Here is a 14738-nt window from a genome sequence, read left to right as displayed (position 1 = left end):
ACAGGATTAAAACGAACAAGGCTCCCTTCTAGGGAGCCCCACTTTAAAGCCACCTCTTCAAGAGGTGGATTTTTACTGCATCCAGAGAATAAGAGTAAATAATAAGGTTAAAAAAACCGCATCAATGAATAAATATCACAATTTTAAATATAAAGTTACAAATTAATAGGCGATAAGAAAAAGATCTTATCCTTATTAGTTAGAGCACCATTCATTAATATTTATTATCTATTCTGACCGCGATACAAAAATAATATTAATTTCCTGACTAACTAATAAATCAGGGGTTTTTGTTACGTTTATTCTGCCATCAATCTGTCACATTCTTGTCTACACTTTATTTGTCATTCTTTTGGCCTGTAAATATTCCCAACAGGCATTCCTTACGTGCATGAAAGTGACGATCTTATTCCTCCGCCAACGCAGCGGCCGGAGTATCAGCGTCGCCAACACACCCGCATGAGAAAGTGCACTATGGGATAAATGGAATGATGAAAGCCATAAACTCGCGGGGTGAATCGCATCTGTACCATCACCCCTAAAAATAACGACACCTGCAGTGTCAAGTTTCAATAATTAAAAAAGGCACATCATGAAGAATATAAGCTTGGGAAAAATGTTAGGAACGGGTTTTACGCTAATTATCGTCATTGGGTTTTTAGTCGCCATACTGGGCCGCACTCAGTTAGAAAAACTCGGGGGAAACATTCAGATCCTGTCACAAGTGCGTATTACCAATCTTCTGCTAATGCAGGAATTTAAGGACAACATTAACGACACCGCACGCGCCATCAGAAATATTGCACTCCTAAACGATCAACAGCAGATGAAGACGGAAAAGGAGCGCATTGAGAAATCCATCGCACGTAATAACGAGTTGCTAGCGCAAATACGTAACAACGCGGTGAGCAACGAGACTAAAGCGCTGGTTGCCGCACTGGAACAGGCCCTCCCCGCCTATGTCAGCAACATGAGAAAAGCCATTGAACTGGCGATGGCCAACCAGCACGACGCGTTTCGCAACTTTCTGCTGACGGAGGTACGTGCTACACAGGCAAACGTCTTCACCGCACTGGATAAAATGGCTGAGAGGCAGAAATCCCTCACGATAGATATCGCCAACCAGTCCGAGAAAAGCGCGTTCAATGCCGGTACCTTAATGCTGATTCTCACGCTGTGCGCCTCGCTACTGGGAGCGGTTGTTGCCTGGTGGATCACCCGGAAAATTAAGCGTCAGCTTGGCGGAGAACCAGCCTATACGCTGGAAATCACGCGTCAGGTCGCCCAAGGGAATCTTGCCATCGCCATTGAACGGCGTGCCGGAGACACCACCAGCATTCTGGCCGCGATGGAAGAGATGCGCCAAAGCCTGAGCAATATCGTCGGGCAAGTTCATCAAAGCAGCGAGTCTATCGCCACGGGTGCCAGCCAGATTGCCATCGGCAATACCGATCTGAGCCAACGCACGGAAGAACAGGCCGCGAATCTTCAGGAAACCGCCGCCTCAATGGAAGAGATGAATACCACGGTGAAACAGAACGCCGACACCGTGCGTAGCGCGGCTCAGCTTGCCAACTCGGCCAGCGCGGCGGCCCGCAAAGGCGGAGATGTCGTTAATAACGTCGTGCGGACAATGGAAGAAATCACCGCCAGTTCGCGTAAAATCGGCGATATTATCGGCGTGATCGACGGTATTGCTTTCCAGACCAACATTCTGGCACTCAACGCCGCTGTCGAAGCCGCCCGCGCTGGAGAACAGGGACGCGGGTTCGCGGTAGTGGCCGGGGAGGTTCGCTCACTGGCGCAGCGTTCCGCCTCCGCAGCACGTGAAATTAAGGATCTGATTGGCATTAGCGTAGGAAAAGTGGAAGCGGGCGAACGGTTAGTTAATGAAGCCGGCGTAACCATTGAAGAAGTCGTCGAGCAGTCACAACGTGTCGCCAACCTTATCAACGAAATCGGACTGACCACCCACGAGCAGGAACAGGGCGTTTCTCAGGTCAACGATGCAGTCAATCAGCTCGATCAGGTCACCCAACAGAACGCCGCGCTGGTTGAAGAATCCGCTTCCGCCGCGGACAGCCTGAGTCAACAGGCCAAACATCTGGTTGAGTTGATGAGCGTGTTCAAAATCGACGGCATCCAGCCACAGCGTGCCGCCCCCCCGGTGGCGAAGCTGTACAGACCCAAACTGGCGCTGGCCGGTAGTTCGAGTCACACGAACTGGGAAACCTTTTAAACACACAACCGATTAACGCGACGTTAAAAAAGAAAAACCGCTGAGATATCAGCGGTTTTTTTACATTAACGGGCAATCCGTTATCGGCGGTTACAGCGCCCGACGCAGGCGAGCCACCGCTTCATGCATTTGCTCATCCGTTGCCGTCGCAAAGGACAGACGCAGCGTTGAGTAATCGATATTGTCTGGGAAGAAGAACTCGCCCGGCACGAAGACCACGCCTTGCTCCAGCGTCTTCTTCAGCCATTCCGTCGTGTTGAAATCGTCCTGACGGAACTTCGCCCACAGGAACATCCCACCCTTCGGCTGGTTGAAGGTGATCACATCACCCAGTTCCTTCTCGACCAACTGTGCCAGCAGTTCGCCTTTGTGCTTATACGCGTGGCGAATTTTCTCGATTTGCGTATCCAGACGTCCCAGCCCCAGATAGCATTCCGCGACGGTCTGCGACAGCGCGCTGGCATGCAGGTCAGCAGCCTGTTTGATAATCGCGACTTTGTGCAACAGCCAATCCGGTAGAATCGCCCAGCCGAGACGTAATCCCGGTGCCAGCACCTTCGAGAACGTAGAGGTATACAGCACGTATTCCGTGCTACCCAGTTGCTCCTGCGCCAGTTGGAACAGCGTCGGATTGCGCTCTTCGGTGAAGCGCAGTTCGCCATAGGGATCGTCTTCGATAATGACAAAACCGTAGCGCTCTGCCAGCTGAATCAATTTCAGACGACGTTCATAGCTCAGCGTCACGCCGCTCGGGTTACCGAAGTTCGGAACGATATAAACGCCTTTGATGCGCTGTTTCTTCAGCAGCTCTTCCAGCTCGTCGACGACCATGCCGTCAGCGTCGGACGACACAGACATCACCTGCGCCTGCGCCAGTTCCAGCGTTTGCAGCGCTGCCAGATAGGTCGGGCGTTCAACGACGAACACGTCGCCCGGATCGACCATTGAGCGCATGATCAGATCCAGCGCCTGCTGCGAACCAGCCGTCACGACAATATCGTCACCGCGCGTTTTTACGCCGCGTACCGCGCACAGCTCGGCAATACGATCGCGCAGCACGCCGCTACCTTCAGTTAAGCCATACTGGAAGGCCGTTTTCGGCTGTTCGGTAATTGCTAACTGCGTGGCCTGACTTAAACCTTCGAAATCAAATAATGCATCTGACGGAATCCCGCCAGCCAGCGAGATAATATTTTCCATCTTGCTGTGTTTCAGCAGTTCACGGATGGCGGAACTTTTTAACTGAGCGATGCGGTGCGCTAACAACCCTTCAATGGCCATCTCTTCTTAACCCTTCTACGAAACAGGCCGGTAAACCGGCCCGATAACGATTCCCCCTGTCACCCTTCAAGCGGCATGCGCGTTGGCGTTCCGCCGCTCGAATGATTTAGGGTAGATCTGCTCTAAAATTATCCGCCCAGATAGGCCGAACGTACCGCTTCATTAGCTAACAATGCCGCTCCGGTATCTTCCAACACGACATGGCCGTTTTCAAGTACATAACCCCGATCAGCCAGTTTCAGCGCCTGATTGGCGTTTTGCTCCACCAGGAAGATGGTCATGCCCTCTTCACGCAGTTGCTGGATCGTGTCGAAAATTTGCAGGATGATGATCGGTGCCAGACCCAGCGACGGCTCGTCCAGCAGCAGTAAACGCGGCTGGCTCATCAGCGCACGACCAATCGCCAGCATCTGCTGCTCACCGCCGGACATCGTGCCGGAACGCTGGGCGCGTCGCTCGTACAAGCGCGGGAACAGATCGTAGACGCGCGCAATGCGCTCCTGATACTGCTCGCGCTCGGCAAAGAACCCACCCATCGCCAGATTTTCTTCTACCGTCATGCGGGAAAAGACGCGACGCCCTTCCGGCACAATCGCGATAGCTTCACGCATAATCTGCGCGGTCTGCCAGTTTGTGATGTCTTTGCCATCAAACGTGATGGTGCCTTCCGTCGCGCGCGGGTCACCGCACAGCGTACCCAACAGCGTAGTTTTACCGGCACCGTTCGCGCCGATCAGCGTAACAATCTCGCCCTGATTAATATGCAGGCTTACCTGATGCAGCGCCTGAATTTTTCCGTAGTGGGCCGAAACCTGATGTAATGACAGCATAAACGTTATCCTTCACCCAGATATGCACGGATGACATCCGGGTTGTTACGAATTTCAGCTGGTGTGCCTTGTGCCAGCGGCGTTCCCTGATTGACGACATAAATCCGGTCAGAAATGCCCATGACCAGCTTCATATCATGTTCAATCAACAAAACGGACACCTGATGGCTATCGCGCAGTTCCGCAATCAGCTGATTTAACTCGTCAGTTTCTTTCGGGTTCAGACCAGCCGCAGGCTCATCCAGCATCAGCAGCTCAGGGCGCGTCACCATACAGCGGGCGATTTCCAGACGGCGCTGCTGGCCGTAAGCCAGATTCCCCGCCTGACGGTTCGCTAAATCTAACAGACCGATACGCTCCAGCCACACCGCAGCGCGCTCCTGCGCATCGGCTTCCGCACGACGAAAGCCCGGCGTTTTCAACAGCCCGGCAAACACGCCGCTTTTCAGGTGCTGATGCTGTGCCACCAACAGGTTCTCCACCACCGTCATTTCACGGAACAGACGAACGTGCTGGAACGTGCGCACCACACCCATGCGGGCAATGGCTTGACCAGGCAACCCTTCTAAATGACGATCGCGCAGCATGATAGTGCCGCCGCTTGGGCGATAAAAACCGGTCAGGCAGTTAAAGACCGTGGTTTTCCCCGCCCCGTTCGGGCCGATCAGCGAGACGATTTCGCCCGCATGAATATCCATTTCAACGTTGTTGACCGCCAGCAGGCCGCCAAAACGCATCATCAGACCTCTGACTGATAATAGTGGCTGCGTGCTCATGCTTGCCCTTCCTTCTTCGCGACTTTCAACTTCATCTCAGGACGCTTCATCGGCAGCAGGCCTTGCGGACGCCAAATCATCATCAGAACCATCAACGCACCCAGCAGCAGCATGCTGTATTCATTCAGATCGCGCATCAGCTCGCGGGACACCACCAGCAAGATTGCCGCAAGAATGACCGCAAACTGCGAGCCCATTCCGCCCAGCACGACGATGGCCAGCACAAAGGCAGATTCAGCGAACGTGAACGATTCTGGGCTAACGAAGCCCTGACGCGCGGCAAACAGCGTACCGGCAAAACCCGCGAACGCGGCGCTGATGGTAAACGCGGTCAGCTTGATTCGCGTTGGGCTCAGCCCCAGAGAACGGCAGGCGATTTCATCATCGCGCAGCGCTTCCCAGGCACGTCCCAGCGGCATCCGCAGCAGGCGGTTAATCACAAACAGGGTTAACACGACCAGCAGCAGCGCGACCAGATACAGGAAGATAATACGGTCGCTCGGGTCATATTGCAGACCGAAGAAGTTGTGGAACGTATCCCAACCGCCATCGCGCGCGCTGCGGCCAAATTCCAGACCAAAGAAGGTCGGTTTAGGGATCTGACTGATGCCGTTCGGGCCACCGGTAATTTCAGTGTTGTTCAGCAGCAGGATACGGACTATTTCACCGAACCCGAGCGTCACAATCGCCAGATAGTCGCCGCGCAAACGCAGCACCGGGAACCCCAGCAGGAAGCCGGACAGCGCCGCCACCATGCCTGCCAGCGGCAGACTTTCCCAGAAGCCTAATCCGTAATAGTGGTTCAGCAGCGCATAGGTATACGCGCCAATGGCGTAAAACCCGCCGTAGCCCAATACCAGCAGGCCAGACAGACCAACCACAACGTTCAAGCCCAGACCCAGCATCACGTAAATCAGCGTGAGCGTGGCGATATCCACCGTACCGCGCGACACCAGAAACGGCCAGGCGATAGCGGCGATAATCAATGCCGCTGCTAATATCTTCTGTCGTGGCGTACTGCCATCAAAACTCGGGAGCACCAGCGACGGTGCAGAGAATTTCTTGATGCTTTGTTGGAAGAACGGGCGAATCAATTGGAAGAAGAACACCACGATGCAGCCCGCGCCAATCCAATACCAACGGACTTCATCGGCGCCGCGCACCACCAACTTGGTGCCATCCAGCGCCAGCTGCAGGCCCATTAAGAACGAGGCCAGCACCAGCAGCATGAACGCGGAAACCAGCGCATTAAACAGGTTGAGCTGCTTCATACTTTCTCAACCTCCGGGCGACCCAGAATACCGGTTGGCATCACCAACAGCACCACAATCAGCAGCGCAAACGACACCGCATCTTTGTATTCCGTGCTCAGGTAAGCGGACGTCAGCGCTTCGGCTACGCCCAAAATCAGCCCACCGATCATGGCGCCAGGAATACTGCCGATGCCGCCCAGTACCGCCGCGGTAAAGGCTTTCATCCCGGCCATAAAGCCGATATAGGGGTTGATAACGCCGTAGAATTGCCCCAACAGCACGCCAGCAACGGCGGCCATGAGCGCACCAATGACGAAGGTCAGGGAGATCACGCGATCGGTGCTGATACCCAGCAGGCTAGCCATTTTCAGGTCTTCCGCACAGGCACGACAGGCGCGCCCCATACGGGAGTAGCGAATAAATAGCGTCAGCGCCAGCATGGCGAGGAACGTTACGATCCAGATGGTCAGCTGCATGGTGCTAATCGTCGCGGCAAAGCCATTGCTTTCGCCCAGCACCCACTGGCCGGTCACCAGACTCGGCAGTGCAACATCACGCGAGCCCTGATTCAGGCTGACGTAGTTTTGCAGGAAAATTGACATCCCGATGGCAGAAATCAGCGCAATCAGGCGCTTTGACGTTCGAACCGGTCGGTAGGCCACCCGTTCGATACTCCAGCCGTAGGCGCTGGAAATGACCACGGCGGCAATGAAGGCGACACCAATCAGGAGCCAGCCAGCATCGATGCCCATCATCATCAGGGCCGCAATCACAATAAAGGAGACGTAGCTACCGATCATATATACTTCGCCGTGTGCGAAGTTAATCATGCCGATAATGCCGTAAACCATGGTGTAGCCAATGGCGATCAGCGCATAGGTGCTGCCCAACGTCAGGCCGTTGAACATCTGCTGAAAAAAGTAAAGGAACTGCTCGGACATACCTTAAACCTTAAATGCTGCCCCCGCGCCTTGCGGCAACGGGGGCTTCGGTATTGAGGGATTATTATTGGTACACACTCAGCGGGCGGAGAATGCTCTCCACGCCGAAGAGGCAGATGATTATTTCACTGCGCTGGAAGTACCGTCTTTGTGCCACTCAAATACGCCAAATTCAAACCCTTTCAGGTCGCCTTTTGCATCCCAGCTTAATGGTCCCATTACGGTATCCACGGAGTTCGCTTTCAGATCCGCGACCAGTTTTTCTGGTTCATCGCTACCGGTACGTGCCATCGCGGTGGTCAGAGATTGCAGAGCGGCGTAGGTCGTCCAGACGAACGGACCGGTTGGATCCAGTTTCTTGGCTTTCAGCGCATCAACTATCGGTTGGTTAGCAGGAACCTGATCGTAGCGCTTCGGCAGCGTCACCAGCATGCCTTCAGACGCATCGCCTGCGATGTTGGACAGCGACGAGTTACCCACGCCTTCTGGACCCATGAATTTGGTGGTCATGCCAGCCTGACGCGCCTGACGCAGAATCTGTCCCATTTCTGGGTAGTAGCCGCCGAAATAGACGAAATCGACGTTCTCTTTCTTCAGACGCGCAACCAGCGTGGAGAAATCTTTATCACCCGCCGTCACACCTTCAAACAGCACAACATTCGCACCGGCTTTTTTCAGGCTATCCTGAACAGAGCGGGCCAGGCCTTCACCATATTGCTGTTTGTCATGAACCACGGCGATACGCTGCGGTTTGATGGTTTCGACAATGTATTTTGCTGAGGTTGGTCCCTGATCGGAATCCAGCCCCGTCGTGCGCAGCACCATTTTGTAGCCGCGCGTGGTCAAGTCGGCGTTGGTTGCCGCAGGCGTAATCATGATCACGCCTTCTTCTTCATAGATATCAGACGCAGGCTGCGTTGAGGAGGAACACAGATGGCCAATCACATAACGGATACCGTCATTGATGACTTTGTTCGCGACGGCAACCGCCTGCTTAGGGTCGCACGCGTCATCATATTCAACGCCAACCAGTTTGTTACCGTTTACGCCGCCTTTTGCGTTAATGTCTTCAATAGCCTGACGCGCGCCAATGAACTCCATATCGCCATACTGTGCAACTGGGCCAGACATTGCACCTACAACCGCAACCTTAATATCGGCAGCGCTGACTGCGTGACTCAACACCGCAGCCATACAACCCATCAGCAATACTTTACCTTTACTGAATTTCATTCTTTTTACCCCATCTGTCATTATGGATATTGCCGAAAACCTGACCGCCTTCTGCCATAACCTACTATTTTCTTATAAGTAAGAAAGGCTTAGGTTATTATTAGTAATATTTTCTAATAAGGCTTTATTTTTCATATTATTAAACAGGAATTTTATGCTGCAAATCAACTCACACTGTCAGAAACAAGCGGGGCAAACAGCACAAAACACCAGATGCAAAAACCAGCATTCAATTTATATATAGTCAGATATTCTACTTTGTGCATTAATTGTTGATGGATTACTCGAAAAACAAAGAATGAGAAAAACATTTGCCCTATTAACCATAACGCTCAAATTACACAACTGATCCACTACAAAACAACTACATTATTCTTCACTCATATGATGGAGTGCCGATAAAAATGAAACTAGCCGTTGAATGCCTCACCCAATTCAGCCCTCAGGATAAAATTGATCTGGCAAAAATCTGGCCACATCAGAACATTGATTTACTCGAAGAAGAACTCACCCCCGATCGGCGATTATTTGCCGCCCGTTTTAACGATCGGTTATTAGGCGGCATGCTGGTCGAGCTTGAAGGAGAATATGCGGAACTGAGCGATCTGATGGTGCGGGAAGTCACGCGGCGGCGGGGCGTAGGGAAACTCTTGATTGATGAAGCGCGTCGTCAGCTTCCTGAGGTGAAAGAGTGGTGGCTGGCCACAGCCGATCATGCTGCGATTAAAGAGGAAGTGCTGGCGCGGTTTATGGTGTCCTGCGGCTTCTCACCCGTGTCCGGCGGCTGGCGCTATATTCGTAGAAAAGAAACGCCGTTGATTCTTGACCAACTCAACCCAGAGAAGCCATAGCTCACGCTCTGCGGCCTGACATCAGACAAAAACAAAACGACCGGGCATTACCCGGTCGCTACAGAAAGAGACGATGAGAGCGATTAGGCTTCTATCGCCGCTCGCAGTTTTTTCATCGCATTCTTTTCTAACTGACGTACACGCTCAGCGGAAACGCCGTATTGATCGGCTAGCTCCTGCAAGGTGGATTTGTTGTCATCATCCAACCAGCGGGCGCGAATAATGTGCTGGCTGCGTTCGTCCAGCCCTTCCAGCGCGTAGGTGAGCTTATCGGCCGCATGCGTTTCCCAGTTATCTTCTTCAATGCCATCGGCAAAGTCAGACGATTTATCCTGTAGGTAAAGCATCGGCGACATCGCCTTGCCGTCGTGCGAATCTTCTTCCGGCGTCGGATCGAACGTCATGTCCTGCGCCGCCATGCGGGATTCCATCTCACGCACGTCTTTGCTCGTCACGCCAAGCTCACGCGCAACCAGTTCGACTTCATCCTGATTAAACCAGCCGAGGCGCGTTTTCGACTTACGCAGGTTAAAGAACAGCTTACGCTGTGCTTTAGTGGTCGCGACTTTCACAATACGCCAGTTACGCAGCACGTATTCATGAATTTCGGCTTTGATCCAATGCACGGCGAAAGAAACCAGACGCACGCCAACTTCAGGGTTAAAGCGACGTACCGCTTTCATCAGGCCGATGTTCCCTTCCTGAATCAGATCCGCCTGCGGCAGGCCATAGCCGGAATAGTTACGGGCAACATGAATAACAAAACGCAGGTGTGACAGAATCAGGTGCTTAGCCGCATCCAGATCGCCCTGATAATGCAGCCGTTCAGCCAGCGCCCGCTCTTCCTCCGCCGTCAGCATCGGATAGGCATTGGCGGCACGAATATACCCTTCCAGACTGCCCTGGGGAACTAAGGTGAAAGTTTGCATATCTTTGGTCATTCAACCCTCTCAGTTGCTCTATTCGTCATATTGCAGTTGGTTATCTTAGCACTGCTTCACCGCATCGTTTTGCGCGAAGATGGCAAAACACGGCACCTTAAAGCTTATTTTAAGAAAAACCTTAAAACCAGATTAATCAAATCCTAAAATCTGTCTATTCAGACTGTGATTCCGCTCGCAAGTTCCTCTCATTTTATTCACCTCATGCCAGAGATCAAGCAGGCGAAAAGCGCGTTACTAGCACACGAGAAACCAAGGGGAAAACACAGCGGGAAGCGCAAAGAAGAGATGTCGCTGAGGAGATTTCCCCTGCAATACGGTCTGAATTACAGGGGATAATTATACCAGAAAATGCTTACTGTGGTGTAAAACGGCGTAAATGTTGCACGGTTGCCAGCCAGGCGGCCAACCAGCCAATCATACCGGCGATTAACAGCAGCAGCAGGGATTCATCCCAGCTCAATCCTTTAACGGCAAAGGTCGTACCGAAGACAGAAGCCACCTGCGCCACCACGGCACCCAGCTTCCAGACCAGCGCCTGCGATAAAATCAGCGACAGCACCGCGCCGCCTACGCCCATTGCCGCCCCGCCATTCAGGAACGGACGCAGAATAAAGCCGTCTGTCGCCCCAATCAGCTTCATCACGTTGATGGTTTCGCGGCGGCTGAAAATACTCAGGCGCACGCTGTTGCCGATCACCAAAAAGACAGCAACTACCATCAGGACGCCGATCGTCACGGAAATTTGCCCAACCAGATTGGTCAATGCCACCAGCCGCGCAAACCAGCTGTCATCCATCCGTACTTCATCCACGCCCTGCGTCGCCGCCACTCGGTCGCGCAGCGTCGTCAGCGTGGTGGAATCCTGAAAACTCATTTTCGGCGTGATAATCGCTACGGCTGGCAGCGGGTTCTCTTCCAGCATATCGAGCGCGCCGCCAAAACCGGACCAGTTGCGGAATTCGCCCATCGCTTCATTGCGCGACAAATAATTGACTTTATCGACGCCCTCTTCCGATTGAAGCTGCGTGATAACCGCCTGCGCCGCGTTGTCATCCAACGATTTATCCAGATACACCGTCAGCTGCGGCGAGGGATACCACTGTGTCGCTGCCTGACTGACGTTTTTCCATACCAGATAGCAGATGCTGGGCAACGCCAACGAAATAGCAATGACCATGATGGTCAGAAAGGTAGCCAGCGGCTGGCGCAGCATATCAGCCAGCGTATTCATCCAGGCATAGCGCCACTGTTCCTGCCAGCCGCCGCGCAGCGCTTTGGCTTTTGCGACAGGCTTTTTCGCGTTACGGACGTTATTCGCCATTGTGGTTTCCCCCCACCATGCGGCCATCCGACAGCGTCAGCACACGGTAATTACGGCGGGCGATTAGCCCAGTGTCATGCGTCGCCATCAGGACGGTAACGCCAACGCGATTGAATTCTTCAAACAGGCGCAAAATGCCTTCTGACAGCGCTTCGTCGAGGTTACCAGTCGGCTCATCCGCCAGCAATACGGCGGGTTTGTTCACCACCGCGCGCGCAATACCAACGCGCTGCTGCTCACCGCCGGACAGCTGGATAGGGTAATTTTTCGCTTTATCCAGCAGGCCAACCTTGTCCAGCGCGGCGGATACCCGGCGGCGGATATCCTCACTGCTGGCACCCGCGATGATGAGCGGCATCGCAACGTTGTCGTAGACCGTGCGTTCCATCAGCAGATGGTGATCCTGAAAGATCATGCCGATCTGGCGGCGCAGGAACGGAACTTCGCGTTTTTTCAGACGGCTGATATTGTGGCCGCCGAAGAAAATCTGACCCGCGCTGGGACGTTCAATGCCACAAATCAGTTTCAGCAGGGTACTTTTCCCTGCGCCGGAATGGCCGGTCAGGAACGCCATTTCCGCGGGGCGCAGATGGAAATCCACCCCTTGTAATGCCTGACGCCCACCGAGGTAAGCTTTACTGACCTGTTCAAAACGAATCATCCGTTTTAATCCTCTCGGGCAAAAAGTGCCTCAATAAAATCGTCGGCCTTGAATGGCCGTAAATCTTCAATACCTTCACCTACCCCAATATAGCGGATAGGAATAGCGAACTGGTCGGCAATGGCGAAAATCACCCCGCCTTTCGCGGTACCATCAAGCTTAGTTAAGGTAATACCCGTCAGCCCAACCGCTTCATTAAACAGTTTGGCCTGACTCACCGCGTTCTGCCCGGTGCTCGCATCCAGCGTCAGCATCACTTCATGCGGCGCGTCTTCGTCCAGCTTCTTCATCACGCGCACAATCTTTTTCAGCTCTTCCATCAGGTGCGCTTTGTTCTGCAAGCGACCGGCGGTATCCGCAATCAGGACATCAACGCCGCGCGCTTTCGCTGCCTGAATCGCATCGAAAATCACCGATGCCGAATCCGCACCCGTATGTTGCGCCACCACTGCCACATTATTGCGCTGTCCCCAGACCTGAAGCTGCTCGACCGCCGCCGCACGGAAGGTATCCCCCGCCGCCAGCATCACGGATTTGCCCTGCGCCTGGAACTGACGTGCCATTTTCCCGATGGTGGTGGTTTTACCCACGCCATTAACGCCAACCATCAGAATGACATACGGCGTTTTGCCTTCGATATTCAGCGGGGCGTCCACCTTAGCAAGAATCTCCGCCATTTCTTCTTTCAGCTTCACAAAAAGCGTATCAGCATCTTTCAGTTGGCGGCGGCTGGCGTGCTCTGTCAGGCTGGTGATGATTTTACGGGTCGTCTCGACCCCAACATCCGCCACCAGCAGTTGTTCTTCCAGTTCATCAAACAGATCGTCGTCGATTTTCTTACCGCGAAACAATCCGATAAATCCTGAACCGAGATTCTGGCGCGTTTTTACCAGACTGCGTTTCAAGCGAGCGAAGAAACCTTCTTTCGTCGGACGTTCCTGCTCTTGCGCCACGACAGGCACATCATCTGGCTGCGCGGGTTCTGATTCTTCGTATTCTTGCTCTTCCTGCTGCGCAACATCCGGCTCAGCATTAGCCACTGTCTCGCTTTCAGCGATCTCAGTCTGTACGATCGGATCGACGACATCCTGATCGAGAACGTCATGATCGATCGCGTCACGATCGTCTGCTTCAGAAATAATAGGGGCTGATACGGCTGGTTCAGGCACAGCGACGGTCGGTTCGTCAGCCGCTGCGGTAACGTCACGCTCGGCGGCAGGTTGGATCAGCGCTTCCGCTTCAACCTTGGTCTCTTCTTCAACGACAGGCGCTTCCGGCAGCGCTTTCTCTACCTGATCCGGGGCGTGCTCAACGGTCTGGTGAGCCGATGCAGCAGCATCCGACTCCGCCGCTGACGGCTTCTCTTGAAAAACAGGCTGCTCTTGCGGCTGTTCCTGTTGTTTCTCTTCCTGTTTCCCTAATCCCAGCCAGGAAAAAAAACCGCGCTTCTTTTCTTTTGACATGTGCGATCGCGCTCCACGCTGCTCACCGCAGCGAATCAATCAATGAAAATCATATTTAAACAATAAGTTTAACACTTTCCTGCCGACAGCAACACGCAGCCAACGGGGGCAATGACGGACAATTCTCGGCGCTGCCGACAATCTTCGTAACGAAAGGCAATGTCCGTAACGAAGTGTGTCAAACGCTGCGCGTTATCGAAAGCCTGTAGATAGCACAAAATTTTGGGTTAAGCGCTTTAACCCCCATCTTAACATTCCCTCTACACGTAACCGCCGCTAGAATAGCGCCAGAAATTTCCTGCCCGTATCCACACCACGATGATGCGGCACAACAATAACCCTGTGAGCTATGGCTAAAAAAAACGCATCGTCAGCCGCCGGACAAATCCGAATCATCGGTGGTCAATGGCGCGGCAGAAAACTTCCGGTTCCTGATAGCCCCGGTTTACGTCCCACCACCGATCGCGTGCGGGAAACGCTGTTTAACTGGCTGGCTCCCGTCATTCAACAGGCACGCTGTCTGGACTGCTTTGCCGGCAGCGGCGCGCTCGGGCTGGAAGCCTTATCCCGTTATGCCGCACACGCCACATTATTGGAGATGGAGCGTGCAGTCGCGCAGCAGCTAACGCAAAATCTGGCACTGCTTCGGGCGGAAAACGCCGAGGTGGTCAATACTGATGCCCTGAGCTGGCTGGCGAAGCCGGGCACGCCGTTTGACGTCGTGTTTCTCGATCCACCGTTTCGCAAAGAACTGCTGAACAACACGCTTGCCCTACTGGAACAACAGGGTTGGCTGGCACCCGACGCGTGGATTTACGTAGAAACCGAGGCGGAAAATGCGCAGCTGACTATTCCGGAAAATTGGCAACTGCACCGTGAGAAAATTGCGGGTCAGGTCGCCTACCGTTTATACATTCGTCAATGATCTTCGCAGCAACGTAAGGG

At 53.5% G+C, this 14738-nt stretch carries 13 protein-coding genes; 3 read left to right on the top strand and 10 right to left on the bottom strand.

The window, feature by feature from the left end; genetic code table 11:
- The first annotated feature begins 592 nt into the window (after positions 1-592).
- Complete coding sequence (locus NXT09_RS18355) at positions 593-2239, top strand: methyl-accepting chemotaxis protein (RefSeq protein WP_268580795.1); 1647 nt, start codon at positions 593-595, stop codon at positions 2237-2239.
- 90 nt (positions 2240-2329) lie between these two features.
- Here NXT09_RS18355 and NXT09_RS18350 read toward each other — a convergent pair whose 3' ends face one another.
- From NXT09_RS18350 to NXT09_RS18325, 6 genes are all read right to left on the bottom strand, one after another.
- Positions 2330-3520, bottom strand: a complete 1191-nt coding sequence (locus NXT09_RS18350; RefSeq protein ID WP_039474800.1) for an aminotransferase-like domain-containing protein — start codon at positions 3518-3520, stop codon at positions 2330-2332.
- A gap of 128 nt (positions 3521-3648) precedes the next feature.
- A complete protein-coding gene (livF, locus tag NXT09_RS18345) occupies positions 3649-4350 on the bottom strand; it encodes a high-affinity branched-chain amino acid ABC transporter ATP-binding protein LivF (RefSeq protein WP_240584232.1) in 702 nt (233 codons plus the stop codon).
- A gap of 5 nt (positions 4351-4355) precedes the next feature.
- Positions 4356-5126 (bottom strand): high-affinity branched-chain amino acid ABC transporter ATP-binding protein LivG, encoded by a 771-nt coding sequence (gene livG, locus NXT09_RS18340; RefSeq protein WP_010306533.1) that lies wholly within the window; start codon positions 5124-5126, stop codon positions 4356-4358.
- On the bottom strand, positions 5123-6397 hold the full coding sequence (locus NXT09_RS18335) for a high-affinity branched-chain amino acid ABC transporter permease LivM (RefSeq protein WP_268580794.1): 1275 nt from the start codon (positions 6395-6397) through the stop codon (positions 5123-5125). Before NXT09_RS18335 ends, livG begins: the two co-directional genes overlap by 4 nt.
- Positions 6394-7320: a high-affinity branched-chain amino acid ABC transporter permease LivH gene (gene livH / locus NXT09_RS18330; RefSeq protein WP_010306541.1), complete on the bottom strand. Its 927-nt coding sequence runs from the start codon at positions 7318-7320 to the stop codon at positions 6394-6396. Before livH ends, NXT09_RS18335 begins: the two co-directional genes overlap by 4 nt.
- Before the next feature lie 120 nt (positions 7321-7440).
- On the bottom strand, positions 7441-8553 hold the full coding sequence (locus NXT09_RS18325; RefSeq protein ID WP_268580793.1) for a branched-chain amino acid ABC transporter substrate-binding protein: 1113 nt from the start codon (positions 8551-8553) through the stop codon (positions 7441-7443).
- A gap of 404 nt (positions 8554-8957) precedes the next feature.
- Between NXT09_RS18325 and panM the strand changes: the two genes are divergently transcribed.
- Positions 8958-9404, top strand: coding sequence for an aspartate 1-decarboxylase autocleavage activator PanM (panM, locus tag NXT09_RS18320; protein WP_039498235.1), 447 nt, complete (start codon positions 8958-8960; stop codon positions 9402-9404).
- 83 nt (positions 9405-9487) lie between these two features.
- On the opposite strand, the gene rpoH is transcribed toward panM, so the two are convergent.
- The 4 genes from rpoH to ftsY all read right to left on the bottom strand — a co-directional run bounded on the left by rpoH (position 9488) and on the right by ftsY (position 13793).
- On the bottom strand, positions 9488-10345 hold the full coding sequence (gene rpoH, locus NXT09_RS18315; RefSeq protein ID WP_039275909.1) for an RNA polymerase sigma factor RpoH: 858 nt from the start codon (positions 10343-10345) through the stop codon (positions 9488-9490).
- A gap of 355 nt (positions 10346-10700) precedes the next feature.
- Positions 10701-11669: a permease-like cell division protein FtsX gene (gene ftsX / locus NXT09_RS18310; protein ID WP_039281575.1), complete on the bottom strand. Its 969-nt coding sequence runs from the start codon at positions 11667-11669 to the stop codon at positions 10701-10703.
- Positions 11659-12330 carry a cell division ATP-binding protein FtsE gene (ftsE, locus tag NXT09_RS18305; RefSeq protein ID WP_039281573.1) on the bottom strand — a complete coding sequence of 224 codons (672 nt, stop codon included), beginning with the start codon at positions 12328-12330 and terminating at the stop codon, positions 11659-11661. Before ftsE ends, ftsX begins: the two co-directional genes overlap by 11 nt.
- 5 nt (positions 12331-12335) lie before the next feature.
- Positions 12336-13793, bottom strand: coding sequence for a signal recognition particle-docking protein FtsY (gene ftsY / locus NXT09_RS18300; RefSeq protein WP_268580792.1), 1458 nt, complete (start codon positions 13791-13793; stop codon positions 12336-12338).
- Positions 13794-14142: 349 nt separating this feature from the next.
- Between ftsY and rsmD the strand changes: the two genes are divergently transcribed.
- Positions 14143-14718: a 16S rRNA (guanine(966)-N(2))-methyltransferase gene (rsmD, locus tag NXT09_RS18295; RefSeq protein ID WP_010306568.1), complete on the top strand. Its 576-nt coding sequence runs from the start codon at positions 14143-14145 to the stop codon at positions 14716-14718.
- Positions 14719-14738: the final 20 nt, after the last annotated feature.

It is taken from the genome of Pectobacterium jejuense (genome assembly GCF_026800125.1).
Classification (GTDB): domain Bacteria; phylum Pseudomonadota; class Gammaproteobacteria; order Enterobacterales; family Enterobacteriaceae; genus Pectobacterium; species Pectobacterium jejuense.
The sequence above is the reverse complement of the archived record's forward strand: the minus strand, read 5'-3'. Positions and strand labels throughout refer to the sequence as shown.

Bases quoted from the DNA above. Each gene is read 5' to 3' on its own strand.
- rsmD (WP_010306568.1), top strand. From the start codon at position 14,143: ATGGCTAAAAAAAACGCATCGTCAGCCGCCGGACAAATCCGAATCATC.
- livG (WP_010306533.1), bottom strand. From the start codon at position 5,126: ATGAGCACGCAGCCACTATTATCAGTCAGAGGTCTGATGATGCGTTTT.
- NXT09_RS18355 (WP_268580795.1), top strand. From the start codon at position 593: ATGAAGAATATAAGCTTGGGAAAAATGTTAGGAACGGGTTTTACGCTA.
- NXT09_RS18325 (WP_268580793.1), bottom strand. From the start codon at position 8,553: ATGAAATTCAGTAAAGGTAAAGTATTGCTGATGGGTTGTATGGCTGCG.
- rpoH (WP_039275909.1), bottom strand. From the start codon at position 10,345: ATGACCAAAGATATGCAAACTTTCACCTTAGTTCCCCAGGGCAGTCTG.
- NXT09_RS18335 (WP_268580794.1), bottom strand. From the start codon at position 6,397: ATGAAGCAGCTCAACCTGTTTAATGCGCTGGTTTCCGCGTTCATGCTG.
- ftsE (WP_039281573.1), bottom strand. From the start codon at position 12,330: ATGATTCGTTTTGAACAGGTCAGTAAAGCTTACCTCGGTGGGCGTCAG.
- livF (WP_240584232.1), bottom strand. From the start codon at position 4,350: ATGCTGTCATTACATCAGGTTTCGGCCCACTACGGAAAAATTCAGGCG.
- livH (WP_010306541.1), bottom strand. From the start codon at position 7,320: ATGTCCGAGCAGTTCCTTTACTTTTTTCAGCAGATGTTCAACGGCCTG.
- panM (WP_039498235.1), top strand. From the start codon at position 8,958: ATGAAACTAGCCGTTGAATGCCTCACCCAATTCAGCCCTCAGGATAAA.
- ftsX (WP_039281575.1), bottom strand. From the start codon at position 11,669: ATGGCGAATAACGTCCGTAACGCGAAAAAGCCTGTCGCAAAAGCCAAA.
- NXT09_RS18350 (WP_039474800.1), bottom strand. From the start codon at position 3,520: ATGGCCATTGAAGGGTTGTTAGCGCACCGCATCGCTCAGTTAAAAAGT.
- ftsY (WP_268580792.1), bottom strand. From the start codon at position 13,793: ATGTCAAAAGAAAAGAAGCGCGGTTTTTTTTCCTGGCTGGGATTAGGG.